22 protein-coding genes and 4 pseudogenes are annotated in these 24147 nt (G+C 41.0%); 9 read left to right on the top strand and 17 right to left on the bottom strand.

The genetic code is table 11. The features are described from left to right. Window positions 1–200: pseudogene (locus FTV09_RS12735) on the top strand (ISNCY family transposase); the annotation flags it as partial. A gap of 258 nt (window positions 201–458) precedes the next feature. Here FTV09_RS12735 and pyrE read toward each other — a convergent pair. Beyond that, window positions 459–1109: an orotate phosphoribosyltransferase gene (gene pyrE / locus FTV09_RS12730; protein WP_180058532.1), complete on the bottom strand. Its 651-nt coding sequence runs from the start codon at window positions 1107–1109 to the stop codon at window positions 459–461. 40 nt (window positions 1110–1149) lie between these two features. Here pyrE and FTV09_RS12725 point away from each other — a divergent pair, with 40 nt between their 5' ends. Beyond that, the gene (locus FTV09_RS12725) at window positions 1150–1968 is read left to right on the top strand and encodes an exodeoxyribonuclease III (RefSeq protein ID WP_067761647.1); all 819 of its coding nucleotides are present in this window, start codon (window positions 1150–1152) and stop codon (window positions 1966–1968) included. A 543-nt stretch (window positions 1969–2511) separates the two neighbouring features. Continuing rightward, window positions 2512–2859 carry a Spx/MgsR family RNA polymerase-binding regulatory protein gene (locus tag FTV09_RS12720; RefSeq protein WP_180058531.1) on the top strand — a complete coding sequence of 116 codons (348 nt, stop codon included), beginning with the start codon at window positions 2512–2514 and terminating at the stop codon, window positions 2857–2859. Window positions 2860–2949: 90 nt separating this feature from the next. On the opposite strand, the gene FTV09_RS12715 is transcribed toward FTV09_RS12720, so the two are convergent. Next, window positions 2950–3387 (bottom strand): DUF2147 domain-containing protein, encoded by a 438-nt coding sequence (locus tag FTV09_RS12715; RefSeq protein ID WP_067761651.1) that lies wholly within the window; start codon window positions 3385–3387, stop codon window positions 2950–2952. 155 nt (window positions 3388–3542) lie between these two features. On the opposite strand from FTV09_RS12715, the gene FTV09_RS12710 reads away from it, so the two are divergent. After that, entirely contained in the window at window positions 3543–4454 is a 912-nt protein-coding gene (locus tag FTV09_RS12710) for an alpha/beta hydrolase (protein ID WP_180058530.1), read from the top strand. An 82-nt stretch (window positions 4455–4536) separates the two neighbouring features. Here FTV09_RS12710 and FTV09_RS12705 read toward each other — a convergent pair whose 3' ends face one another. Beyond that, window positions 4537–5106 (bottom strand): FMN-dependent NADH-azoreductase, encoded by a 570-nt coding sequence (locus FTV09_RS12705; RefSeq protein WP_180058529.1) that lies wholly within the window; start codon window positions 5104–5106, stop codon window positions 4537–4539. A gap of 256 nt (window positions 5107–5362) precedes the next feature. Between FTV09_RS12705 and FTV09_RS12700 the strand changes: the two are divergent. Then, window positions 5363–6557, top strand: a pseudogene (locus FTV09_RS12700) (GGDEF domain-containing protein). 21 nt (window positions 6558–6578) lie between these two features. Here the strand turns inward: FTV09_RS12700 and FTV09_RS12695 are convergent. The 5 genes from FTV09_RS12695 to FTV09_RS12675 all read right to left on the bottom strand — a co-directional run bounded on the left by FTV09_RS12695 (window position 6579) and on the right by FTV09_RS12675 (window position 10911). Beyond that, window positions 6579–7247, bottom strand: a complete 669-nt coding sequence (locus FTV09_RS12695) for a glutathione S-transferase family protein (RefSeq protein ID WP_180058528.1) — start codon at window positions 7245–7247, stop codon at window positions 6579–6581. Beyond that, window positions 7244–9013, bottom strand: a complete 1770-nt coding sequence (gene dsbD, locus FTV09_RS12690; RefSeq protein ID WP_373687706.1) for a protein-disulfide reductase DsbD — start codon at window positions 9011–9013, stop codon at window positions 7244–7246. The genes FTV09_RS12695 and dsbD overlap by 4 nt, the downstream gene beginning before the upstream one ends. Window positions 9014–9090: 77 nt before the next feature. After that, window positions 9091–9861 carry a transporter gene (locus tag FTV09_RS12685; RefSeq protein WP_180058526.1) on the bottom strand — a complete coding sequence of 257 codons (771 nt, stop codon included), beginning with the start codon at window positions 9859–9861 and terminating at the stop codon, window positions 9091–9093. Between the two features lie 16 nt (window positions 9862–9877). Further along, window positions 9878–10420, bottom strand: a complete 543-nt coding sequence (locus FTV09_RS12680; RefSeq protein ID WP_067761664.1) for an ankyrin repeat domain-containing protein — start codon at window positions 10418–10420, stop codon at window positions 9878–9880. Between the two features lie 119 nt (window positions 10421–10539). Further along, window positions 10540–10911 carry an HPF/RaiA family ribosome-associated protein gene (locus tag FTV09_RS12675; protein ID WP_067761666.1) on the bottom strand — a complete coding sequence of 124 codons (372 nt, stop codon included), beginning with the start codon at window positions 10909–10911 and terminating at the stop codon, window positions 10540–10542. Window positions 10912–11410: 499 nt separating this feature from the next. Between FTV09_RS12675 and FTV09_RS12670 the strand changes: the two genes are divergently transcribed. Then, window positions 11411–12172 carry an outer membrane protein OmpK gene (locus tag FTV09_RS12670; RefSeq protein WP_180058525.1) on the top strand — a complete coding sequence of 254 codons (762 nt, stop codon included), beginning with the start codon at window positions 11411–11413 and terminating at the stop codon, window positions 12170–12172. A 101-nt stretch (window positions 12173–12273) separates the two neighbouring features. Beyond that, on the top strand, window positions 12274–12714 hold the full coding sequence (locus tag FTV09_RS12665) for a GNAT family N-acetyltransferase (protein ID WP_180058524.1): 441 nt from the start codon (window positions 12274–12276) through the stop codon (window positions 12712–12714). Here the strand turns inward: FTV09_RS12665 and FTV09_RS12660 are convergent. Further along, complete coding sequence (locus FTV09_RS12660; RefSeq protein ID WP_005168583.1) at window positions 12691–13455, bottom strand: IS5 family transposase; 765 nt, start codon at window positions 13453–13455, stop codon at window positions 12691–12693. The genes FTV09_RS12665 and FTV09_RS12660 overlap by 24 nt on opposite strands. Before the next feature lie 76 nt (window positions 13456–13531). On the opposite strand from FTV09_RS12660, the pseudogene FTV09_RS18120 reads away from it, so the two are divergent. Then, window positions 13532–13636, top strand: a pseudogene (locus tag FTV09_RS18120) (N-acetyltransferase family protein); the annotation flags it as partial. 120 nt (window positions 13637–13756) lie between these two features. Here FTV09_RS18120 and urtE read toward each other — a convergent pair. The 7 genes from urtE to FTV09_RS12625 all read right to left on the bottom strand — a co-directional run bounded on the left by urtE (window position 13757) and on the right by FTV09_RS12625 (window position 22418). Continuing rightward, window positions 13757–14455, bottom strand: coding sequence for an urea ABC transporter ATP-binding subunit UrtE (urtE, locus tag FTV09_RS12655; protein ID WP_180058523.1), 699 nt, complete (start codon window positions 14453–14455; stop codon window positions 13757–13759). A 10-nt stretch (window positions 14456–14465) separates the two neighbouring features. After that, a complete protein-coding gene (gene urtD, locus FTV09_RS12650; protein ID WP_180058522.1) occupies window positions 14466–15284 on the bottom strand; it encodes an urea ABC transporter ATP-binding protein UrtD in 819 nt (272 codons plus the stop codon). After that, window positions 15281–16354 (bottom strand): urea ABC transporter permease subunit UrtC, encoded by a 1074-nt coding sequence (gene urtC, locus FTV09_RS12645; RefSeq protein WP_180058521.1) that lies wholly within the window; start codon window positions 16352–16354, stop codon window positions 15281–15283. Before urtC ends, urtD begins: the two co-directional genes overlap by 4 nt. 4 nt (window positions 16355–16358) lie before the next feature. Next, on the bottom strand, window positions 16359–18002 hold the full coding sequence (gene urtB, locus FTV09_RS12640; RefSeq protein WP_180058520.1) for an urea ABC transporter permease subunit UrtB: 1644 nt from the start codon (window positions 18000–18002) through the stop codon (window positions 16359–16361). A gap of 102 nt (window positions 18003–18104) precedes the next feature. Next, a complete protein-coding gene (gene urtA, locus FTV09_RS12635; RefSeq protein WP_180058533.1) occupies window positions 18105–19385 on the bottom strand; it encodes an urea ABC transporter substrate-binding protein in 1281 nt (426 codons plus the stop codon). 380 nt (window positions 19386–19765) lie between these two features. Continuing rightward, on the bottom strand, window positions 19766–21646 hold the full coding sequence (gene parE, locus FTV09_RS12630; RefSeq protein WP_180058519.1) for a DNA topoisomerase IV subunit B: 1881 nt from the start codon (window positions 21644–21646) through the stop codon (window positions 19766–19768). A 172-nt stretch (window positions 21647–21818) separates the two neighbouring features. After that, window positions 21819–22418 carry a YqiA/YcfP family alpha/beta fold hydrolase gene (locus FTV09_RS12625; protein WP_180058518.1) on the bottom strand — a complete coding sequence of 200 codons (600 nt, stop codon included), beginning with the start codon at window positions 22416–22418 and terminating at the stop codon, window positions 21819–21821. 243 nt (window positions 22419–22661) lie between these two features. On the opposite strand from FTV09_RS12625, the gene FTV09_RS12620 reads away from it, so the two are divergent. After that, window positions 22662–23993 (top strand): alpha/beta hydrolase, encoded by a 1332-nt coding sequence (locus tag FTV09_RS12620; RefSeq protein WP_067761682.1) that lies wholly within the window; start codon window positions 22662–22664, stop codon window positions 23991–23993. A 30-nt stretch (window positions 23994–24023) separates the two neighbouring features. On the opposite strand, the pseudogene FTV09_RS12615 reads toward FTV09_RS12620, so the two are convergent. Then, window positions 24024–24147, bottom strand: a pseudogene (locus FTV09_RS12615) (zinc ribbon domain-containing protein); the annotation flags it as partial.

Genomic DNA, 24147 nt, shown 5'->3' with positions numbered 1-24147 from the left:
AATTGGCTGGGCTACAGCAAAATGAGATTGTTGAGAATAAACGGTTAGGTTCAGTCCTGGCGCATATTCAACAGCAGCATGAAGAACTAGAAAAACAGAATAAACGTTCCCGGGCCAAGAAAAGTATACCAAGTCGTAAAGCTCAGAAAGCTGTTGTTGAACAAAGAAACTTAAATCCTGTGCTTGACTCTTGTGGTTAAAAACAGGACATTTTAAATGGTTTATCGCATAGACATTTTAATTGGTGAATAACAGCTTGAATTTTTCCTATAAGCATCAATATCTTAACTAAAGCCGTTTCAGTAAACAGCGCACTGATACGGCTTTTTATTAATTCTTCACGTTTACCGCCTACTTTTTTAATCAATATTTCACGTTTTTTGTTAGTTAGATGCAACAATCATCATTTAAAGACGTAAAAAAAGGCAGCTTCAGCTGCCTATTGAAATCCCGAAAAATTAGATGCCGTATTTCACACGATACGCTTCCATTTTCGCCAAGGCTTCAGTTTCGCCTTTTGCATCTAAGAAAGTCATTAAATCTTTCATAGTGATTAAAGCATGTACAGGAATTTCTAACTCTTTTTGTACTTCTTGAATCGCAGACAAATCGCCCTGACCTTTTTCTTGACGGTCTAGCGCCACCAATACACCCGCAATTTGTGCACCGGCATTTTTAAGAATGGTGACTACTTCACGAATCGCTGTACCCGCAGTGATTACATCATCAATGATCCAAACTTTTTTGCCTTCAACTGAGGCACCTACAAGTACACCACCTTCACCGTGATCTTTAGCTTCTTTACGGTTAAAGCCCCAAGGCACGCTCACGCCATGATTTTGTGACAATGCTACAGCCGTAGCAGCAACAAATGGAATACCTTTATAGGCTGGGCCAAAAACCACTTCTACATTCTCGCATTGTGTTAATTTATCAGCATAGCCCGAAGCCAATAACGACAATGCTTCACCGTCATTCAAAAGACCCGCATTAAAAAAATAAGGACTCACACGACCCGATTTTAAAGTAAACTCACCAAATTTAAGCACACCACGTGATAATGCCAGTTCGATAAAAGCTTGTGGATTAAATGCCGCTTGCGCTGTCATGAGGTGCTCCATTTTTTTAAGTTTGAGGTTAAACCTGAGCATGATACCAAAGAGTAGCTATCCAAGTGATCAAAAAATTCTGCGTGTCGTTTCAATTAATGTGAATGGTCTACGTTCAGCAGAAAAGAAAGGGATCTTTGACTGGATTGCACAATCCGATGCAGATGTGATCTGTATGCAAGAAAGTCGGATTACCCACGAACAATGGACAGATAAATTTAAGCCTGAAGGTTGGTACACTCACCTGTTCCCTGCAGAACGTCCAGGCTATGCAGGTACTGCGATTTATAGCCGCCTACCCTTTGTATCAGTGAAAGATGGTTTAGGCTTTGAATTAGCCGATAGCCAAGGGCGCTTCATCTCTGCTGAATTTGATTTAGGTTTAGGTCAAACAGCACATATTTGTTCATTGTATTTACCTTCAGGTTCTTCAGGCGAAGAAGCTCAGGCACGTAAAGATTTATTTTTAAACGAATACAAACAAATCTTGAAACAATGGCGAGCTGAAAATAAATCAGTCATTGTTTGTGGCGACTACAACATCGTACACAAACGTATTGATATTAAGAACTGGTCAGGTAATCAAAAAGCCTCTGGTTGCTTGCCACATGAACGTGCTTGGCTCGACCATATTTACGATGAACTCGGCTATGTCGATACTTTCCGTGAAGTGCGTAAAGAAGCTGAATTGTATTCATGGTGGTCGAACCGTGGTCAGGCACGTGCAAAGAACGTCGGTTGGCGTATCGATTACCACGCTTGTTCACCAGATTGGAAAGAACGTACAGTCAATGCTTGGGTGTATAAAGAAACATGGTTCAGCGACCATGCCCCAGTCGTAATTGATTATAAAATTTAAACAATACCGACTAATTGAGTAAACACATGTTTACTCAATTAGTGGTAATTTCTTACATTACAAGACGTACTAGTGGATATGTCTCACGAATTAAAAGTAGCATTATTGTCGCACGGCACAGGGACATGTCAGGATGACACAAATGGATTGGACGCCGAAGGAAGTATTAAAACAAACTAAATGATTTAGCTTGTTTTCAAGGATGTGACAATGGACGTTGTAATGAGACCCGCATGATCAGGATGATTAAATGCGGGTTTTCTCTTTTTTAGCCCCTCACTTTTCAAACTTTATTATTTTTATGCGCCCATTCTTCTTGGGATAATCTTTTTGTTATTCTAAATTCGGGCGTCTTGCACTGAATTGTTATGGCTTTAATGACTTATTTGCCTATGGCTTTCTTCTCTGATCATTTTGATGCCGTGATATGTCAGATGTATGACAGCACTGCGACAATCTCATGACAACATAGAGCTTTGTATAATTATTCGATAAGCTAGATGCAAATTTAAAGTATCACTCCGACATTAAGGATATTGGCCCATGCTAAAAATTTATGGCATCAAAAACTGTAATTCTATGAAAAAAGCCTTCGATCTACTGAATGAATTGGGCTTGGCCTATGAATTTCATGATTATAAAAAGCAAGGAATTGATGCAGAATCTGTGAAAAAATGGATTGATGCTGAAGGTCAAGATGTCGTCTTAAATAAGAAAGGCACAACATGGAAAAAATTGAATGAGGCAGAACAACAGGACGCCCTTTCAAGTGAAAGCAAAGTCATTGAAACTCTAACTACCCACACCAGCATGATTAAACGCCCAGTTTTAGATACAGGTACTGGACTCATTATCGGCTTTGATGAAGCCGCATATCGTGCATTAAAATGAGTTATTGCATCTACATGTAATCCTCATGCAGATAAATGACAGACATGAAAAAGCCTGACATTGTCAGGCTTTTTTTTAATTCTCGAATACTTAGTTAGCGCGAATCCATGTTTGGTTACGACCTAATGCAGCAACACCGATAAAGCCACGAAGCTCTAATTTTTTACCGCCATCCGCTATTTGACCTTTCAATTTGTAGGTTTTACCAGATTGTGGATCAAGAATCGAACCATTTTCATAGCTTGTGCCACCGACATTTTTAAGGCCAGTTACGATACGTAAGCCTTTTAATGATTTGTTGTGGTACGGACCTTCACATTTTTTACATGCGTTTTCTTCACCTGGTGTCAACACAGATTGGATACTTGCTGAAAGCGTTCCATTCTTTTGCTCAGTGAATTTCACGATCGCTTTAGGTTGCTTCGTTTTGTCATCAATGGTTTTCCAAGTGGTGCCATTTAGAGGGTCTGCCGCATTTGCCAATGCTGCTAAGCTCATCAATCCTAATGCTAGTACAATTTTTTTCATTTTTGTTTGTTTCCCTGGTCTGGTATAGACCACTCTAGTATTCGAAAGTCACAACAATTTATCAATTTTTGTATGTGACCGTTTAGTGTAACCTTGTAATTTGTGTTGGTAAATATACCCACCCACTCCCAAAATGATAAAAAGATGGAAAGACAATGAAGATATCCCCACTGACGAAACAACTGATTACAGAAAACATTTTAAAGGCGACGATTCGTAAACCGAGCCAGTTTAATTTACCGCCGAATACGCTGCGTTTTGCCCTTGAACAAATGTGTCGTGTTTTCCCTCAAAACCCAGACGTACAGGTGCGTTCAATTCGCCTCGCTGGCTTACATGCAGAAGAAATCAAACCACAACAAGAATCAACACAGCTGATTTTCCACATCCATGGAGGAGCATTCTTTTTAGGCTCCATGAATACGCATCGTGCATTTCTGACACAAGTCGCAGCACGAACACAAATGCAGGTTTTACATTTAGATTATCCACTATCACCTGAAGCCCAATATCCTGAAGCATTGGACGCACTATTTGATGTCTATAGCGTGCTACTCGATCAAGGCATCCAGGCCAAAGATATTATTTTGTCGGGAGATTCTTGTGGCGCTAACCTAGCACTCACGTTGGCGCTTAAAATTCAAAAGGAACAGATGCCACAAGTCAGCGGCTTAGTGCTAATGTCCCCATTTCTGGACTTAACCTTGACCAGTGAATCACTGCGTTATAACCAAAAGCATGATGCGCTATTAAGTATTGAAGCCTTAGAAACAGGCATTGATTACTATGTGCCACGTTCTGTTGACCGTGCCGATCCTGAAGTATCCCCATTCTTTGCTGAACTTGGTGGCTTACCGCCCATCCATATTCAAGTTGGTTCAAAAGAAATTTTATTGGACGATGCGCAGCGTTTTAAACAAAAGGCTGAACAGGCTGGCGTCGATGTGGAATTCAAGCTTTACACGGGGATGTGGCATAATTTCCAAATGTTTAGTCCATGGTTTGAAGAAGGCAAACGTGCATTAAGCGACTTATCTGACTTTGCACACCGACTCGATAAAGACTAATCAAAAGACAAAAAAAAGGTCAGCATCGGCTGACCTCAATGAGGAAAGTTACATATTTAACTTAGGTTAAATTCACTTAGAATTATATGGCTTGAATTTGGCTTTGTGCACTCGCCAAAGCCTGTGCTTTCATGTCTGGACCCATATTCACACCTTCTGCACGAATAATTTCAATATCATTCACACCAGTGAAATTAAACACTGCTTTCAGGAAACCTTCTTGATAGTCCACTGGGCTGTTTTCGCCATACACACCACCACGACTACTTGCGATATAGACTTTCTTTTCACCAGCTAAACCAACAGGTCCTTGCTCGGTATATTTAAAGGTCCGACCAGCCACGCTAATGCGGTCAATCCACGCTTTAAGCGTTGAAGCTAAACCAAAGTTATACATTGCTGCACCAACAACCACGACATCTGCATCTAAATATTGCTGAATCAATTGCTCACCTAAAGCCGATTGTTCGGCGTTTTGGCCCATTAATATTTCACTGCTTAAATGTGGAATCTGTTGCTGCGCCAAATCAAGATGCTCAATGTTTATATCTGCACCATGTTTTTGTTGTAGTTGTTTAACGATTTCTGCACTCAACTGACGTGAAATAGATGCGTCGCCCATGATGCTTGAATCAATATGTAGAATTTTCATTGTGAAACCTAAGACTGTTGTTTTAACTTGAGTACAGTTTAATAAAATCTCACAAATAGAATAATCCCTATCGATATGACACTATGTTTTATTTTTAGAACAATATAAGCACTCAGTACTACTAAAAAAATCTCCAAACTCATCAGTATAATTTAATGATTCTGTCTATTTTTTCGTGTTAATGTACTAGATAGAAATGATATCTATTTAAAATTTAAGAAAAAAACTGATAACACCAACAAAGCAACAACACAGTATGAAGATGCAATCAAACATACGTGACGTCATCCTCCGCAATAAAATCACGCAATATCTACTCGAAGATGAAGTGGTGATGAATTGGAGTATTCTAAAAAAATGTATGCTCATGTTGATCCTTGGGTCTGCAATTCATCTTATTTGGATTGTGTGGAAAGCAGCCATTATTTTGTCACCAGACTTATGGCAATGGGTTAATCTGCCTTTAGTTAAATCACAGCTTTGGACCAATATTGTTTTTTTTTGTATTGCTGATTGCTTTAATTTGGCCCTGCTATGCTTGGAAAAATAGCCATAAAGTGCAAAAAATCTTGCCTTATTTGGCGGTTGGCATCTTCGTTATTTCACTATGTCGCGATGGCTATCTAGTAGGGGTCATGAGCCCTGCTACCATGATTTCATACGTCAGCTTAGTGACTGTGGGTTTGGTGCTGTTTACCCGTAAAATTGTCTATAGCATGCTCATTCCTGCGACCATTTTCTTAGCCATCAGCATGTATTTCAGTTTACGTGGTGATATTGCGTATGCACCCCTGTTTCAACCTGATGCCTATGGTTATAAAAATAGCTTTTGGCTGTTTTCAATGATTTTCTTTATTTTGCCAATTTTGCTGACCTGTTTGGCATTGTTTGAAATTTTACTGAGCCAATGGCGTCATCGAGAACAATTAATTCAAAAACTGAGTCAGGTCGATCCTCTCACCAATTTATTTAACCGACGTAGCATCAATCAGTGCCTAGAGCAGCTTGATTCCGCTCAAAAAAGCAACTATGCCCTCGTACTACTTGACCTTGACCATTTCAAACGCATTAACGACCAATATGGTCACAATAAAGGCGATGAAACATTAATATTGGTCAGTGATATTTTAAGTCAACATTTACGTGGGAGTGATGTGGTGGGCCGCTTTGGCGGTGAAGAATTTATTTTGGTATTGCAAAATTCAAATCTAGAGCAATCTATGCACGTGGCCGAGCGCTGCCGAAAAGCCATTGAAGAGATTGAATTATTCAGTGATGATGGTCGACAAATTTATGTGACTGCAAGTTTTGGTATTGCCATTTCAAGTCCTGAATTACGTCCTCAACAATTACTGAGCAATGCTGACCAAGCACTTTATGCGGCTAAAGCCGGTGGACGCAACCGCATCAAATCTTATCAGCCACAACAGATTTTACCGGATGCCATCTAAAAGAACGTTAACCCACGCAAATTAACGTGGATACTGTTCCATTCCGACAACAGTCGCTTCTTGCAAGGCAGCTTCAACCCATTTTTTCATTGCGGGATACTGTAAAACCAAATCCATATACTGCTGTGTTTCCACACTCACAGGTAACTGGAAGGTTTTAAAACGGGTAATAACTGGGGCAAAAAATGCATCCGCAATGCTAAATTCACCACATAAAAATTGAGTAGCTTGTTCTCGGCTCGCCCAAATACGTTCAATTCGTGCTACTTCTGCACGTAGTTCGGCATGCTGCTGCCAAAGCATTGCACCATGCGCTGAAAAATCAGCTTGTATATTCATGCTGCATAAACTGCGTAAATGACTAAAGCTACTGTGCATTTCGGCACAAATACTACGCGCCCATGCACGTTGTGCACGATCTTGTGGCCAGAGCGCATGGTTGGGAAATTGCTCTGCCAGATATTCACAAATTGCTAGAGAATCCCAGATAACCAAATCACCATCTTGTAGAACTGGAACTTTGGCATTGTCATGTACGGCTTGGATTCGACGCTTAAACTCACCCGTATATGGATCTGCAGCAAAAGGAATCATGACTTCTTCAAAAGGCAGTTTAAACGCCTGTAAAACCAACCAAGGACGCATCGACCAGGTCGAGTAGTTTTTATTAGCAATATACAATTGCATCATTTTTCTTCTTCCTGATCTTTGAATTGAGCGATTTGTTGTAATAATTCCGCTTCACTAAATGCACCCGTTAATCGTAAGCCACGAATTTCCCGATGTGAACGATCCAAAAATAAATATGTCGGTGGACCTAAAATATCCCATTCATTTAATAATGTTTGGTGTGTTGCATCATATTGGCTCAGATCCAATTTAATTAAAAAATAGGGTGCCAAAGCCTGTTGTATAGCCTCTGCCTTTAATACTTTATGTTCAATCGGCTGACATGCCACACACCAATCTGCATAGACATCAATAATCGCTTGCTGACCCGTAGGGATTTGCGTGAGTAACTGTCTGAATTCATCTGCACTATGCGCCACATGCCAATTGATTTGCGCTGTACCCTGTGGTGCAAAGAAACGTTGACTGTGCTGATATTGGCTATATGCAATATAAGGAACAGCTAGAAACAATACGATGATATAGAGCCATTTTAACTGGGTACTCCGCCAAAGTATTCGCCACAGCACATAGGCACTAAAAACAAGTCCTAAAGCCAATGAAAGCCATTGCAACCATGCTTCACTTATTAACGGGCGAATGAAATAAAGTGCCAAAGCCAACATGATAAAAGCAAATAACACTTTAATTTGGTTCATCCACAAGCCAGCTTTAGGCAAGACCCTTGAGCCGAGCACACTCGCCAGCAATAATGGCGTACCCATACCAAAACCAAGGGTAAATAGCAGTAATGCACCCTGCCACTGACTTTGGGTTTGTGAAATAAACAATAACGCACCGGCAAGTGGTGCTGTCATACATGGCCCCACCAGTAATGCCGAAATCATGCCCATGACCCCAGCACCAACTAAGCTTCCACCTTTTTGCATGGCTTGTGCTTGATCTAAGCGATTGACAATGCTCCTCGGCAACTTCAATTCAAATAAACCAAATAAATTCAGTGCAAAGACCACAAATAACAAGCTAAATGCAATTAATGTTGAGGGCTGCTGCAACCAACGCTGGAAATTTAAACCTGCGGATGATGCCACTAAACCTAAAATTGCATACACCGTTGCCATACTGCTAACAAAGGTCAATGCGATCATCCATGCTTTCAAACCACGACTATCACGCACAATCAATGACGTTAAAATTGGTAGCATTGGCAATGAACATGGGGTAAATGCCAACAAAAAACCCAAACCAAAGAACAGTAATAAGCCATAAAAAATCGAGCTTTGTGCTAATTTTTCTGACCACATTTGATCACTTGCAGTCACGCCTTTTGCTGTATTCAACGCCGCATTTTCAGCACGCTGTTGATCTAATGTAGCAACTGTTTGATCTACGTTGCTAGGTGCAGCTAAATCTAATAAACGTTTAGAATGGTTAGCTAAATTTTGTTGCGTCACCAAACCATTTTCATCGGTTTCAAATGCAATATTTTGTGGTGGATAGCAAACACGATCTTTAGCACAGCCCTGCCAACTCACTTGATAACGTTGATTCTTTTGGGTTGGAACATGGAATTGCAATTGCTGATAATAAACTTGCGTATGACCGTAGTTATCATCTTTTAAATCTTCGGCAGGTGGCAAGTCGAGTGACAAAACTTGATTGCCTTGTTTCACTTCGACTTTATGTTGGTACAGATAATAATGTTCTGGAATAGACCAACTGAGTGAGGCTTGATCAGCACGATCTGACATAACCGTGAATGGAAAAGCCTCTTCAGCCGAAAGCAGTGCTTCCTGCGCAGATGTCACTAAACTGAAAGTCAGCATCCCGATTGCCGCAATACACGTCCATTGTTTCATTCAGCTGAATTTCATCCTCAGTTTAGATATAGATTTTTTGAAGCTTAGAACAAATAAGATACGCCTAAGCCTGATTGATAATTTTTATGACCACCGGTTAATTCTAAACCGACGCTTGCATCCAATTGCATACGCTCAGATACCGCATAAGTCAGACCAGAAGCCAATGAAACTTGCTGATCTGTACTTTCAGCTTTGCGATAAACCAGCTCTGAAAAGCCTGATAAATTCCCAGCAATTTTATACTCAAGTCCAGGAATCGCGCTCACGGCCCAATCTCCGTCCTGCACTTCATAACGCATGGTTATTGACGTACCAATCATATCGCTATAGTCATACGCTACAGCAGAACTTAGACTGTAAATATCGTCGTCCTGACTAAAACCGTCATTACCCGTGGCAATGATTGCTTCAGCGAGAAGTGCCATTGAAAGTTTATCATCGTTCAAATCAATGGCTTTTTTCAAACCAATACTGACATCCCCTAAGCCATCATCTTCAACCGACTTGCCAGCAACTTTGGTTTTTGACCAAGTTGGGCCTTGCCAACCTAATTGTAATTCAAGGCCATCTGCCAAACCTGTACGAAATAACATGTCTGCATTTAAAGTCGTAGTTTTCACTTTATCGCCATTTTCATCTGTCGACTCTGTATAGCTTGCACTTGGCAGACCCTGTTCCCAAGCCAGACGACCAACGGGAGTAATGCCTGTTCCCATACCTGCACCAGGACGGTCGAATGAGAATTCAGCCGCCATTGCAGATAAACTCAAACTCGTTAGTGCAGCAGCACCTAAAACTTTAAAAACAGTCATGTTAATTCTCTCAATATTAAGCTAATTCTTTGGTCATTTTTGCGCCATGGCTACGCAAAAGTTCAAGGGTTTGTTTTTCTTCTTCCAATGCTTCTGACCAATTGATAGCGTCAAAATCACAGTCAAAAAATAATTCACTGATTGAGGATAAAATCGTTAAACCATCGCTATCAATCATATTAGGATTTACTTTTTCATCTAATAAACGCTGAACAGCAGGTACACATGCTGCACTTGCTGCATCCCAAAGTGGACCGTAAATTTCTTCAGCATCCCATAAATGAACATTGGTTTTAGCCTGAATCATGGCCTCTAAAATGTCCATATGAATTTGTAGATGTTGTTGTTTCTGTTCTGAGCTTAATGGTGTACCTGATTCATAGGCTTCACACACCGTTTCCCACCACTTAAACAAACCATCTGACCATACTGAAATAGCTGGGCCTTTTTCAAAGTCAATAAAATTCGGATTTAAGCCATCTGCTAGCAGACGTTGCACCTGTGCAAGATCCTGTTCTTCTAAAGCCTGCACAAAAAGCTGTTGTTGCGCTGTTAACATCTGGGAAGCTCACTTCAATTTATTTTGGATCTATTATGCCGAATATTGCTACGTTTGTTTGAATTTCATGTAAAACAAAACGCAAAAAAAAAGCCCCGAAGGGCTTTTTTAAGAAAGCATTACTCGTCGTCGAGCTGATCACCGGCATCTGCATCAGCAAAGGCTGGTTGTGTACTCCGCGGGTTTTCTTTCTTTTCAAATAAGTGCTCAAGGCTACGTTTCAAACGATCAATCGCACCGTGAATTGCTGTATCGACGTTGTGACCACGATGGTTCACCACCACAGGCTTTAAACCTGCCGGACGTGCTTCGATCATACATTTAATATCGTCGCTACCGCCCTTGTCCCCGTTTTCATCACTTAAATGCACCGAAAAGTGAGTAATGCGTTCACTATGGCGCTGAAATTCTTCATTAAGTTCTGCACGAACGTATGTAATTAATCGATCACTATTAGGAATGTTTTTATCTGTACGGATTTCTATGTTCATAATATCATCCTCATATCTATCTGTAATATCTATAAATATTTGTGCAAAACTTATTATCTTGGCACGTTACACTTGCTGTTTAATTAACAGCGATGACCATCTTCAACTTAGTATGGAACCTTGTCCTCCACATTGAATGATGAACACTTTAGAGTCTGCAGATCCGTGTCCTTATACTTTGAATATCGGTCTTATATTGACATTTTGCAAGTGCTATTTTGATATTTTTTTAAAACCCATAAAATAAATAAGGTTTTATTGTTCAATTTATAAAAAAAAGTTGATCTATTTCATGTTTTTTGTATTTTTTTCCAATGGGTAAAAAATAATCTTAATGTTTTTTATGCAATTACCGCATATTAATTGCATCTATATGAATTTATGAGATTTCCTTGCAGTGCACTCATTTACAAAGTTTTTGTCCAATGAGTCAAATTTGGCTTTATTTTTGCTTAATAATCTGTATGCTTTCAGTGCTTCTCGGGGGAGATATTTTTTAATGAAACTTACACAAATCGTTGCATCATGTGCATTAGCATCTGCTGCTGCTTTCACTCAAGCTTCACCTATCGTATGGCAAGATTTCAGCTTAACTGGCTTATATGGTGAAAATTATGTTGTGCCTTTTGATGGTGACAACAATGAACAGAAAACGATCACAGCTGAATATGCCGCTAAACTGAAATATTCAGATGTATTCTTCTTCGTTGACCAAGCTTGGGACAAAGATGATGAAGCATCGACTTACCTTGAGCTAGCACCGCGCCTTAGCTTAGGTGAAGTTTCTGGTAAAGACCTTTCTATGGGTCCGATCAAAGACGTTCTTATTGCAACGACTTGGGAACATAAGGCCGGCTACGACAAAAATTCTGAGTTTAATAACTTCTTGTATGGTATTGGCTTTGCTTTAGACATTCCATATACACAGTATGCAAACATCAACTTCTATAAAGCCGATAACGATTCTAAATCAGCCGGTACTAAAGATGATTATCAAATGACAATCACTTATGCTGTGCCATTTAAAATCGGCTCTGAAGATTTTCTAGTAGATGCCTTCCTTGACTGGTCAACAGCTGAAAAAGGGGCGCAAGCTAGTGAATTAAACTGGACATCTCAGTACAAATGGAATGCGGGTAAACACATTTCACCAAAAACTAAATTATATGTTGGTATCGAACATTCGGTTTGGAACAACAAATATGGTCTGAAAGGTCAGGACCAAAACGATGTCAGCGCATTGGTGAAATACCACTTCTAAGTTCAACTCAGAACGCGATGAAGAAAAAAGCAAGGTTCATCACCTTGCTTTTTTTATGTCTGTAAGCAGACAATCTATTTCATTTTATTCGAATAATAACCATGACTTTTTCTATTCGACCTGCGAACTCTGCTGACTTAGGCGCAATTACTCGTATATATCAGCATGAGGTTTTACATGGTTTTGTGACTTGGAATGAACAGCCTTATTCTATTGATGACTTCCAGCAAAAACTCACTGAATTTAATTCACAAAATTTTCCTTTTTTTGTGATTGTCGATCAGGAACAGCAGCAGATTGCAGGCTATGCTGACTACGGCTCATTTCGCAATTTTTCAGGCTATCGACATACCGTTGAACATTCGGTCTATATTGACCCAGCCTATGCCCGCCAAGGTTTAGGCTCAATGCTTTTAGCGCATCTTATACAACATGCAAAAAAGCAGGACGTGCATGTGATGATTGCTGGGATTGATCATGGTAATACTTCATCAATTGCATTAGGGTCTGTTGACATTTCAAGTATAGAATTTACCCGATAAAGGTAGCCAAATAAATATACAAGCTAATGCAACTGCCCCCTCATAGCTACACTTTAGCTTATCATATCGTGTTGCTATTCCTCTGAACTGCTTTAACCTACAAAATGCATTCTCAACTAAGTGTCTGATTTTATATAAATACCAATCCATATGATCATTATTTGACTGAGTATTTGATTTTCTTGGAATATTCGCTTTAGTTTTTTTCGCAGATATTTGTTCTCTTAATGATTCAGAGTCATATCCTTTGTCTGCACAACATACTTCCGTTTCACTCAAATCCAGTTTTTCAATCATTTTGGGAGCAATCTTGACATCATGTATCGTTCCATCGGAGATAATAATTTCGATTGGATTGCCATCCGCATCAACAGCTAAGTGTATTTTAGAACTATTTCCACCAATGCTTTTAGAAATATCCTGATCTTTTATTCCAGCAGAATGTTGGTGTGCCCGAACATGACTACCATCAATAAAAACCCATTCCATATCAGCATTTGAAGAAATTAATTTAAATATTTTCATTAACTTATCATTTTTACACCAACGATTATATTTTTTAAAGATTGAGTTATATGAACCAAATTCTTTAGGCAAATCACGCCATGGGCAGCCTGTTCTTATTCTATAAAGTATTGCTTCGACAAAATTTCTCAAATTAGATTTGAAATAGATATCAAAATTTCGGAAAATAGAAAGTAACTTAGACCAGTGTTGATCATTCAGCATTGTACGAGGCATAGCGAGAAGTAAATTTGGTTTGGCGATTAAATTTTACTTTCTCGCTATTTTTTTGAACAGAAAATGTCAACAGACCCTACATGAAAAATTTGGCTTTAAACAAACCGGATACATGCCTGAAGTGGGGCAGAAATTTGGGCAATGGCGTGATTTGGTGCTAATGCAGTTACAGTTAGACTAAATTAGTCCTCACTCTCACAACACAAAAAATAAATACGCCAATAAAAAAAGCTTTTGCACCATCGCAAAAGCTTTTTTGAAGAATGCTCAATACATTAAAAATGTGGCTGAGTAATAAAGATTAAATCGCCACCAGATCTCGAATTCCTTTTTCCGGCATTTCTACTCCACTGCCCTGTGCAATTACTTGTCCACGTGCCATGACGGTATAACGATCTGCCAACTCCTCGGCAAAGTCATAAAACTGTTCAACCAAGACTATAGACATATTTCCACCATCAGCCAGTTTACGAATCACCCGACCAATATCTTTTATAATTGAAGGCTGAATTCCTTCAGTCGGTTCATCCAAAATTAATACGCTCGGCTCGGATGCCAAAGCACGGGCAATGGCGAGCTGCTGCTGTTGACCACCGGATAAATCGCCACCACGACGATGTTTCATTTCATCCAACACCGGAAAAATTTCATACAGATGTTCTGGCACTTTTTTGGTTTTAGCCCCTTTAAATTTTGCCATTCCGATCAAAATATTTTCTTCAACCGTGAGGGTGGAAAAAATATCGCGTCCTTGTGGCACATACGCCAAACCCGCACGTACCCGCTGCTCTGGACTAAGCTTGGAAATGTCCTGTCCATCCAGCAAAATCTGTCCCGACTTAATCGGTAAAATACCCATGAGGCATTTAAGCAAGGTGGTTTTACCGACACCATTACGTCCTAATACCACAGAACACGCACCAATCGGTGCACTCAAGGATACATCTCTTAAAATATGGCTCCCGCCATAGAACTGATTGACGTCTTTGACTTCTAACATGGTCTGCTCCTTAACGCCCGAGGTATTTTTCAATCACATCTTCATTGGCTTGAACTTCTGCCAATGTGCCTTCGGCTAAAATCGCCCCTTGTGCCAACACCGTGACTTTCTCACTGATGGTGTCAATAAAACTCATATCATGTTCGACCACCACAAGGGTATGATTTTTTTTCAGCTCCAAACACAATTCGGCGGTGCGTTCGGTTTCGGCATCGGTCATCCCAGCCACAGGTTCATCTAGCAAAATCAGCTTTGGGCGTTGCATCAGCAACATACCAATTTCCAACCATTGCTTTTGCCCATGCGACAGTAAACCAGCAGGTTTATTGATGAATTCCTGCAAGCGAATTTGCGTTAATGATTCATCCAAAGCATTTTGCGCATCAGGATCAAGCCGACTAAAAAAGCTTTTTTTCACCCGCTTATCTTTCGGTGCTGCCAGTAGTAAATTTTCCATCACGGTAAAATTTTCAAATACCGTCGGTTTTTGGAACTTGCGCCCAATCCCCGCTTCGGCAATTTGTTCCGTACTCATTTTGGCCAAATCATAGGTTTGACCAAAAAATGCCGTGCCTTCGGTGGGACGGGTTTTACCGGTAATCACATCCATCAACGTCGTTTTACCCGCACCATTAGGGCCAATAATGCAGCGTAATTCACCTTCATTGATGTACAACGACAAATCATTTAAGGCGCGAAATGAATCAAACCAAACACTGACTTTTTCCAAATACAACGCGATACCATGACTAAAATCTGCACCTTGCTCTTTGGGACGACCATAAGCTTCGGAAGCATGTCCACCATGCGGTTGAACGACATCATTCATTCGCTACGCTCCTTTTTAAACCGTTCTAATAAGCCAATCACCCCTTTTGGAAGGAAGATGGTCACTACAATAAATAGCGCGCCTAAGATCAATAACCATGCTTCTGGATACGCCACGGTGAAATAGGTTTTCATACCATTGATTAAACCTGCACCCAGAATTGGACCGATTAAAGTGCCACGGCCACCGGCTGCGACCCAAACCGCCATTTCAATCGAGTTCACTGGGTTCATTTCACTTGGGTTAATAATGCCGACTTGGGGTACATACAGCGCGCCTGCAATACCGGCAATCACTGCAGAAAGTACCCAAGCCGATAGCTTGTACCACAGTGTTCGATAGCCCAAATATTGCAAACGGTTTTCACTGTCACGAATCGCACCAAGCACCCGCCCATAGGGTTTATTCATTAAATGACGCAGTCCAATAAAAGACAGCATCAACATCAAAGCTGTCAGAAAACATAGACTGGCACGCATCGGAGCCGAAGTAATATCCATGCCTAAAATCGTCTTAAACCCAGTAAAACCGTTGTTGCCACCAAAACCCGTTTCATTACGGAAGAACAATAAGGCCGCAGCAAAAGTCATGGCTTGGGTGATAATCGAGAAGTAGACGCCTTTAATTTTCGAGCGAAATGCGAAAAAGCCAAATATAAATGCAATCAGACCTGGAACGAGTACCACCAAAGCTAAGGCCCAAACAATATGTTCTGTGCCAATCCAATACCACGGTAATTCTGTCCAACTGAGAAAGCGCATAAAGTCAGGTAAGCCATCGCCTGCCGCTTCACGCATGAGGTACATGCCAAAGGCATAACCGCCCAAGGCGAAATACAAACCATGACCGAGACTTAAAATACCGGCATAGCCCCAGACTAAATCAAGTGCCAAAGCGACTAAGGCCAAACACATGATTTTGCCAATCAAAGTGACCCAATAAGCAGATAAATGTAGTGATGAATCACTAGGTAAAACATGCAACCATGGCAAGATCAATAAAATCGCAAAGCACACCGCAATGGCAGCACCGCTATAGGGTTTATCGGACAAAAGAGAGGTGATTTTCATACGCTTACTCCACAAAACGGCCTTTGATGGCAAACAAACCTTGTGGACGCTTTTGAATAAACAAAATCACAAGAACCAGTAGAATAATTTTCGCAAGCACAGCACCCATGCCAATTTCTAGCACAGTACCGCTGACACCCAAGCCCAATGCAGCCAACACCGCACCCCAAACTTGACCGACACCACCTACCACGACCACCAAGAATGCATCAATGATGTAGTTTTGACCTAAATCCGGCCCGACATTGCCGACTTGTGCCAAGGCACAGCCCGCTAAACCCGCTAGCCCTGAACCAAGTCCGAATGCCATCATGTCAATTCGGCTAGATCGAATTCCGACAGCGCGTGCCATTTGACGATTCTGCGTTACCGCGCGAACAAATAGACCAAAACGGGTTTTATTCAGTAAATAGACCAACAGCAGCAATACAGCGATGGTGAAACCGATAATAGCAATCCGGTTGTACGGCAACATTAAACTTGGAGTTAATGCAATCCCGCCGGATAGCCATGAGATATTTGACACTTCAACGTTCTGCGCACCAAACACCATGCGGACCAATTGCATCAAAATCAAACTAACCCCAAAGGTCGCCAATAAAGTTTCAAGCTGACGACCATATAAAGGCCGAATCACCGTGCGTTCAATCAACATGCCAATTAAAGCACTGACCAAAAATGCGGCAGGAATCGCAGCAATTAAATACCAATCGACATAACTACTCAGATAACTTTTAAATAAACTTTGCACCACATACGTGGTATAGGCACCGATCATGATCAGTTCACCATGCGCCATGTTGATGACGCCAAGCAAACCATAAGTAATGGCTAAACCTAATGCTGCCAACAGTAAAATGCTCGCAGTGCTTAACCCTGAAAATACATGTCCTGTCCATTCGCTGGCTTGAATACGGGTTTTAATTTTACTTTTTGCTTCGGTTAATACGGCCTTTAATTCAGGGTGTAATGCACCTTGTTGTAATTCTTGTTCCACCATGGCAAGTACATCTGGACGGTTAGACGCTTGTAATACTTTTGCCGCCTGAATTTTAATGAGTACATCTGAATTTTGATAATCCAATCGTGCTTTAAGCTGCGCTAAGCGAGCTTTAACCTGATTATTTTTTTCATTTAAATACAATTGATTGATGCTTTGAACATCCAATTCCGCCAAATTATTTTCTAAAATATCAATGGCATTGAGACGCTGAGACAAGTCATCCGATTTTAGCTTTTCTTTGGCTTGAGCGAAGGTCAACGCTTTACGCAACGTATTCACCAAAGTCACTTGCGCTAGATCTGCTGGCCAGTCTGTGACGACCTGTAAATCTGGATAACTGAGTAAACGATCGTCTGCTTCTAAAATATAAGTTTGACCTGCATTTGCCGTGTAGAGCTGATCTTTTTCTACATAAGCAGCCAGTTGATCTAAAGACTCAATACTGGACGGCCATTTATTGAGTAAATTTCGACGCTCAGCAAAATCACCACGTACAAATTGCTGAATCGCATCTGTTTGTGCGCTGCTTTGAACAGTATCAATGTTTATAGTGTTGTCTGTTGTGAGCTCAGCATGCAGTATTTGTAGGCAAAGTAACTGGCTCAGCAATAAAAAAATGATCGGGAAATGACGTAATTTATTCATCTTATTAGCATCCCTATTGAGCTATTGAAAAACCCTGTCCAGGGAAAAATCAAATCAGTAAAAAATGCCTGCAACCGAAGCAGCAGGCATCATATAAATTTCTTATTTAGGGATGTACGGACTCCATGGCTCCGCAGCAATGGTTTTTGGTGTTTTGTAGACCACATCAAACTGACCATCAGCTCGAATCTGACCAATCATGACTGGTTTGTGTAAATGATGGTTATTGGCATCCATTTGTAGTCTATAACCCGATGGTGCTTTGAATTCTTGACCTGCCATAGCATCACGGACTTTATCAACATCGGTGGTACCGGCTTTTTCTACCGCCTGTTTCCACATGTTGATGCCGACATAAGTCGCTTCCATTGGGTCATTGGTTACAAATTTATCCGCATTCGGTAATTTGTAATCCACGGCATATTTTTTCATTTTGCCAATGAAATCCGTATTCACCGGATTTTTTACGGACATGAAATAGTTCCAAGATGCCAAATGACCAACCAATGGCTTGGTATCAATACCCCGTAGTTCTTCTTCACCCACGGAGAATGCCATCACTGGAATATCTGAGGCTTTGATGCCTTGGTTACCCAATTCACGGTAGAACGGTACGTTAGAGTCTCCATTAATGGTGGAAATCACTGCCGTCTTTTTACCTGCAGCAAATTTCTTCACATTGCCCACAATCGTTTGATAGTTACTATGACCAAACGGCGTGTATTCTTCCATGATGTCGGCATCGGCAACGCCTTTCGACTTTAAGAAAGCACGTAGAATTTTATTGGTGGTTCGTGGGTAAACATAATCCGTACCGAGCAGTACAAAACGTTCAGCTTTACCACCCTCCTCACTCATCAAGTATTCCACGGCAGGAATGGCTTGTTGGTTTGGTGCAGCACCAGTATAGAAAATGTTTTTCGATTGTTCCTGACCTTCGTATTGCACTGGATAGAACAATAAGCCATTCAACTCTTCAACCACAGGAAGCACAGATTTACGCGATACCGAAGTCCAACAACCGAAAATTACCGCGACTTTGTCTTGCGTGATTAACTGACGGGTTTTTTCTGCAAATAACGGCCAATCAGAGGCAGGATCGACCACCACAGGTTCTAATTTTTTCCCTAACACCCCGCCATTGGCATTAATTTCATTAATGGTCATTAAGGCCGTATCTTTCAGCGAAGTTTCCGAAATCGCCATAGTCCCAGACAGCGAATGTAAAATACCAACTTTAATCGTATCGCCACTGCTTGCCGCAGCCTTCGCCTCAGGCTTTGCTTCTTCAGTTTTTTCTGCAGGTTTTGAACATCCTGTTAATGCCAGCGTCCCCATCATTGCCGCTGCAAGTAAATTTTTAGACATTTTTTTGTGTTGCAACATCGTCATTTCTCCAACTGGATTGGTGCACTTTTGACATGCAGGTGTTTTATTGTTATTCCCTACAATTCAATTTTTATGCCAGTACAGAAATACACCACGCTTTTGCCGCGTTATTTAGGACTCAATTTAATAAGTAAAACAATATCTTAAAAATCATCCATTATTATTTTCTCATCGCGATTTCTAGGGGTTCATTTATTGAAATTTGCGACTTGATTCGGCTCTGTCGTTCCAGTTTCAAGAAAGCTCAGTTCAAAACTGTCCGAATAAAGTGCACAGCAGCACGTACAAAACGCACGGTTTTTGTTCAAAAATTCATCGTCAGCCACAAAAAAGCCCGCGTATGCGGGCTTTTTTTCTTTTGCTGAAATTTCAGTTTAAACCGCCAAATCAGCCAAATTACCTTTTTGCTCTAACCAATGTTTACGGTCAGAAGAACGTTTTTTCGCAAGGAGTTTATCCAGTAACCCTGCTGTAAAATGGGCGTCATCTAAATCAAGCTGCACCAAGCGACGGGTATCTGGATCCATAGTGGTTTCACGCAATTGACTGGCGTTCATCTCACCCAAACCTTTGAATCGAGTAATTTGTGGATTTTTGGTTTTGCATTTTTTCAAAATACTATTTAATTCTTCCTCATCCAGCGCGTAATGAACGTCTTTATTATCATCAATACGGAACAGTGGTGGCATTGCCACAAACAAATGCCCTTCTTCCACCAAAGTTGGGAAGTGTTTAACGAACAAAGCACAAAGCAACGTCGCAATATGTAGACCGTCTGAATCAGCATCGGCCAAAATACAAATTTTGCCATAACGTAATTCAGATAAGTCATCACTACCCGGATCAACACCAATCGCAATCGCAATGTCGTGCACCTCTTGCGATGCCAAAACTTCGTCTGAAGACACTTCCCACGTATTTAAAATCTTTCCGCGAATCGGCATGATCGCTTGGAAATTCTTGTCACGCGCTTGCTTCGCAGAACCGCCCGCTGAATCCCCTTCCACAATAAACAGTTCAGATTCTTCTAAGGTATGCCCCACACAGTCAGCCAGTTTACCCGGCAAAGCTGGGCCGGAAACGATTTTCTTACGTTCGACTTTTTTCGCTGCTTTTAAACGACGACCTGCTTTGGCAATCACCATTTCTGCCAGCTGCATAGCAATGTCAGAATTTTGGTTGAGCCATAATGCAAAAGCGTCTTTGGCAATATTCAAAACGATACCTGATGCTTCACGGCTGGACAGGCGTTCTTTGGTTTGCCCTGAAAATTGCGGCTCTTGGAATTTCAGTGACAAAATAAAATTCACGCCATCCCAAACATCTTCAGCTGACAATTTCATATTGCGCGGCAACAAGTTGCGTAATTCACAGAACTCACGAATCGCATCTGTCACACCTGAACGTAAACCATTCACATGCGTACCGCCTTGCGCAGTTGGAATCAAATTGACATAACTTTCTTGAATCTGTTCGCCGCCTTCAACGTTCCAGCAAATGGCAAATTCAGCACTGGCACGTTCAGCTTCCCCAGTTGCCACAAATGCAGGTACAGGCACGATGTCACGGTCTTGCAGCTCATCCATCAAATAGTCGACCAGACCATTTTCAAACTGCCATTCGATCTTTTCGTTGTTGATTTGATCGATATAAATAATCTGCAAGCCTGCCGCCAAAACAGCCTTGGCTTTTAAGTTGTGCTTTAAGGCTTTCAGAACAAATTTAGGCGAATCAAAATATTTGGCTTCGGGCCAAAAATGCACGGTAGTACCCGTTGCACGCTTAGCACATTTACCTTCCAACACCTCAAGCGGTGCCACTGGAACGCCATGTTCAAAGGCCATTTTATATAAATTGCCTTGACGCTGAACTTGCACTTCAACACGATCTGACAGTGCGTTCACCACCGAAATACCCACACCGTGTAAACCACCTGAGAATTGGTAGTTATCGGTACTGAACTTACCACCGGCATGTAATTTGGTCAGAATAATTTCAATCCCGCTTTGTCCATATTCAGGGTGAATATCAACAGGCATACCGCGTCCATTGTCTTCTACCGACAAAGAACCATCTTTATAAACCGTCACAGTAATTTTGTTGGCATAACCTGCAAGCGCTTCATCGACGGAGTTATCTATCACTTCCTGTGCCAAATGGTTCGGTCGTGTAGTGTCTGTATACATACCCGGACGGCGACGTACCGGATCCAGGCCAGATAAAACTTCAAGTGATTGAGCCGTATATTGCGTCACGTTGCAAAATTCCCTGCTTTTTGGTTAAAACATTTCTTCGAGCGCTACAGTATATGCTTTTTTAATGAATTGCATATCTCTTGGTATCAGCCGCCATTTTCTTAGTCAATTTATGCGTCAATTCATGTCGTAAAGCTGCTTTTTTGTATGATTAGACTGATTTTCGCTTTTCTTATGCCCGCTTATTTTTTACAGCATCTGCCAAAAACTGCAAGAGCATGGGTATTTTTTCTGCAAAGTTATCCATACCATGATTGCCACCGATTTCGGTCATGACCATTGCACAGCCCGCCTGTTCAGCACTGTAAAATTGCTGTGCATGCAGATAGTCCAAAGTTTCATCCCCTTGCTGCAACAACACCAAAAGTCGTTCTGTATGAGCAATGTGACAAACAGCTAGGTGCTGCATTTCTGTCAATTGCGCATCATTAAGTGTCCAACTGTCAGTTACCACATAAGGCAAAGCCGTTTCACTAAATAAATCACGAAATAACTGCCAAGGACGTACCGCGGGATTAATCAACACAGCAGGCACGTGATACTTCGCCATTAACTGTGTGGCATAGAAGCCGCCTAAACTGCTGCCGACCAGTGCAACATCATCCAAAGTTTCAATCAATCTCGACATCTGATCCATGACCTGCTGCGGTGGCGCATTCAAGTCGGGTAAATGTACCTCTGTGTCGGCAAAACCTCGACAAAAGTCCCTTAATAACTGACCTTTGATTGAATTTGCACTACTTTGAAAGCCATGCAGATAAATTACGTTCATCATTTCGTCCTAAAACTAGTCTTTAAATTCAATGCAAAGTGTTTTATAAGTGAGAATCACATCACATTTTATTAAATTGTATTTTTAATAAAATTGTCTGACAAAAAGCTTTCACTGAGATGACTGTTCTCGGTATTGTAAAAGTTGTTCGTGAGAATTTATAAAATAAACAATGAGACACCACCCTTTTTTCGCCAAAAATAAAAGTTAGAAAAAGGGTCTGAATGTAAGGATAGGAAAACGATGCCTAGCTTAACACCATTACATGAAACCTATTGTAAATGGGACCGCACACCGCCCAGCCAAGCTGATGTATTGGAAGGCTTGGCACAGTTGGTCACAATGCGTTTTAGCGATGTAGTGCATGACTTAATCAAAAACATTCAGCGTGAAATATTAATCAGCATTTTTGGCATGAGTGAACAAGGCTCGAAAGCCTTTCATAAACAGCCAACCATTGCTCGTATTTATGAATTTTCTTATAACACCTTTTTCAATTACGGCAATTATCTGCTTGCGCCTACTTTACGTAGCATTATTGAAAAATTCCCACGCTTACATGATAAAGCGCTCACACCCTCTTTGCATTTTCTAGTCGGTGCATTGAACGGGGTATTGGGTGATTATTTATTGAAATATCATAATCCGATGGCATTGCCTATGGTGGTATATGATCATTATGGTGCTGTCCAAAAGGGTGAACTAACTGGACGCGTTACCTTATTGGTACATGGTTTATGTATGAATCATTTGGAGTGGTCGACCAATAAATATGGTGGTATTGGCGAAAAATTACTCTCCCAGCGTGACCACAACACCATGCTGTATTTGAACTACAACACTGGACGTCGCATTTCCACCAATGGTCGCAGTCTTGCCAATACGATGGAAGATTTGGTACGTCGTAATCCAGGTATTACCAGTATTGATTTGATCGGGCACAGTATGGGCGGTTTAGTGTCACGAAGTGCGTTGTTCTATGGCAAACAAAACATGTATCAATGGATCCATCAGGTGGAAAATTTGGTTTGCCTTGGTTCACCACATCACGGTGCGGTACTGGAACGCTTTGGCTTTAATATTCAAGATAAATTGGGCCGATTCCCGCTGGTTAAAATTATTGGTCACATCGTGAATATTCGTAGTAATGGAATTCTAGACCTGCGCCATGGCAGTGTTCGTGATGATGATTGGGAACACAATGATGCCCGCATTGGTGACATGGACGATAACCGTAAGCCTGCCCCGATTCCATCACATATCAATACCTATCTGGTGGCAGGTACCATTGAGTTTGAGCACCGTCGTAATAAAACCCGACATGTGATTGGCGACTATCTTGTCAGCGTTAAAAGTGCTTTGGGGGAACACCCAAACCCACGCTACCAATTAAAAGTACCTGACTCGCATAAAGCTATTTTTTATGGCCTTAATCACTTTGAAATTCAATATCACCCGCTGGTGGCGGAACAAATTGTGCATTGGTTCTATCCTAATAGTGAAGATAAAGCCTTTGATCAAATTCATGAATTTATGTTGGATTTAGAAAGTTTGGAAGGTATTGCACTTACTTAATGCTAAATTTGACATCCTCACCCCCTTAAAAAGGGTGATTCCTACAGCTAGACGCTTATGCCCAAGCGCAAGAATGTTTAGAGCTGAGTTTATATCTCGATCATGAGCTGTACCACAGCTCATGCACTCCCATTCTCTTATTCCAAGATCTGTC

The sequence above is a fragment of the Acinetobacter sp. YH12227 genome (genome assembly GCF_013417785.1).
GTDB classification, from domain to species: domain Bacteria; phylum Pseudomonadota; class Gammaproteobacteria; order Pseudomonadales; family Moraxellaceae; genus Acinetobacter; species Acinetobacter gandensis.
The sequence above is the reverse complement of the archived record's forward strand: the minus strand, read 5'-3'. Positions and strand labels throughout refer to the sequence as shown.

Excerpts from the sequence above, each read along its gene's own strand:
- pyrE (WP_180058532.1), bottom strand. The coding sequence starts at position 1,109 with ATGACAGCGCAAGCGGCATTTAATCCACAAGCTTTTATCGAACTGGCA.
- FTV09_RS12725 (WP_067761647.1), top strand. The coding sequence starts at position 1,150 with ATGATACCAAAGAGTAGCTATCCAAGTGATCAAAAAATTCTGCGTGTC.
- FTV09_RS12720 (WP_180058531.1), top strand. The coding sequence starts at position 2,512 with ATGCTAAAAATTTATGGCATCAAAAACTGTAATTCTATGAAAAAAGCC.
- FTV09_RS12715 (WP_067761651.1), bottom strand. The coding sequence starts at position 3,387 with ATGAAAAAAATTGTACTAGCATTAGGATTGATGAGCTTAGCAGCATTG.
- FTV09_RS12710 (WP_180058530.1), top strand. The coding sequence starts at position 3,543 with ATGAAGATATCCCCACTGACGAAACAACTGATTACAGAAAACATTTTA.
- FTV09_RS12705 (WP_180058529.1), bottom strand. The coding sequence starts at position 5,106 with ATGAAAATTCTACATATTGATTCAAGCATCATGGGCGACGCATCTATT.
- FTV09_RS12695 (WP_180058528.1), bottom strand. The coding sequence starts at position 7,247 with ATGATGCAATTGTATATTGCTAATAAAAACTACTCGACCTGGTCGATG.
- dsbD (WP_373687706.1), bottom strand. The coding sequence starts at position 9,013 with ATGCTGACTTTCAGTTTAGTGACATCTGCGCAGGAAGCACTGCTTTCG.
- FTV09_RS12685 (WP_180058526.1), bottom strand. The coding sequence starts at position 9,861 with ATGACTGTTTTTAAAGTTTTAGGTGCTGCTGCACTAACGAGTTTGAGT.
- FTV09_RS12680 (WP_067761664.1), bottom strand. The coding sequence starts at position 10,420 with ATGTTAACAGCGCAACAACAGCTTTTTGTGCAGGCTTTAGAAGAACAG.
- FTV09_RS12675 (WP_067761666.1), bottom strand. The coding sequence starts at position 10,911 with ATGAACATAGAAATCCGTACAGATAAAAACATTCCTAATAGTGATCGA.
- FTV09_RS12670 (WP_180058525.1), top strand. The coding sequence starts at position 11,411 with ATGAAACTTACACAAATCGTTGCATCATGTGCATTAGCATCTGCTGCT.
- FTV09_RS12665 (WP_180058524.1), top strand. The coding sequence starts at position 12,274 with ATGACTTTTTCTATTCGACCTGCGAACTCTGCTGACTTAGGCGCAATT.
- FTV09_RS12660 (WP_005168583.1), bottom strand. The coding sequence starts at position 13,455 with ATGCCTCGTACAATGCTGAATGATCAACACTGGTCTAAGTTACTTTCT.
- urtE (WP_180058523.1), bottom strand. The coding sequence starts at position 14,455 with ATGTTAGAAGTCAAAGACGTCAATCAGTTCTATGGCGGGAGCCATATT.
- urtD (WP_180058522.1), bottom strand. The coding sequence starts at position 15,284 with ATGAATGATGTCGTTCAACCGCATGGTGGACATGCTTCCGAAGCTTAT.
- urtC (WP_180058521.1), bottom strand. The coding sequence starts at position 16,354 with ATGAAAATCACCTCTCTTTTGTCCGATAAACCCTATAGCGGTGCTGCC.
- urtB (WP_180058520.1), bottom strand. The coding sequence starts at position 18,002 with ATGAATAAATTACGTCATTTCCCGATCATTTTTTTATTGCTGAGCCAG.
- FTV09_RS12625 (WP_180058518.1), bottom strand. The coding sequence starts at position 22,418 with ATGAACGTAATTTATCTGCATGGCTTTCAAAGTAGTGCAAATTCAATC.
- FTV09_RS12620 (WP_067761682.1), top strand. The coding sequence starts at position 22,662 with ATGCCTAGCTTAACACCATTACATGAAACCTATTGTAAATGGGACCGC.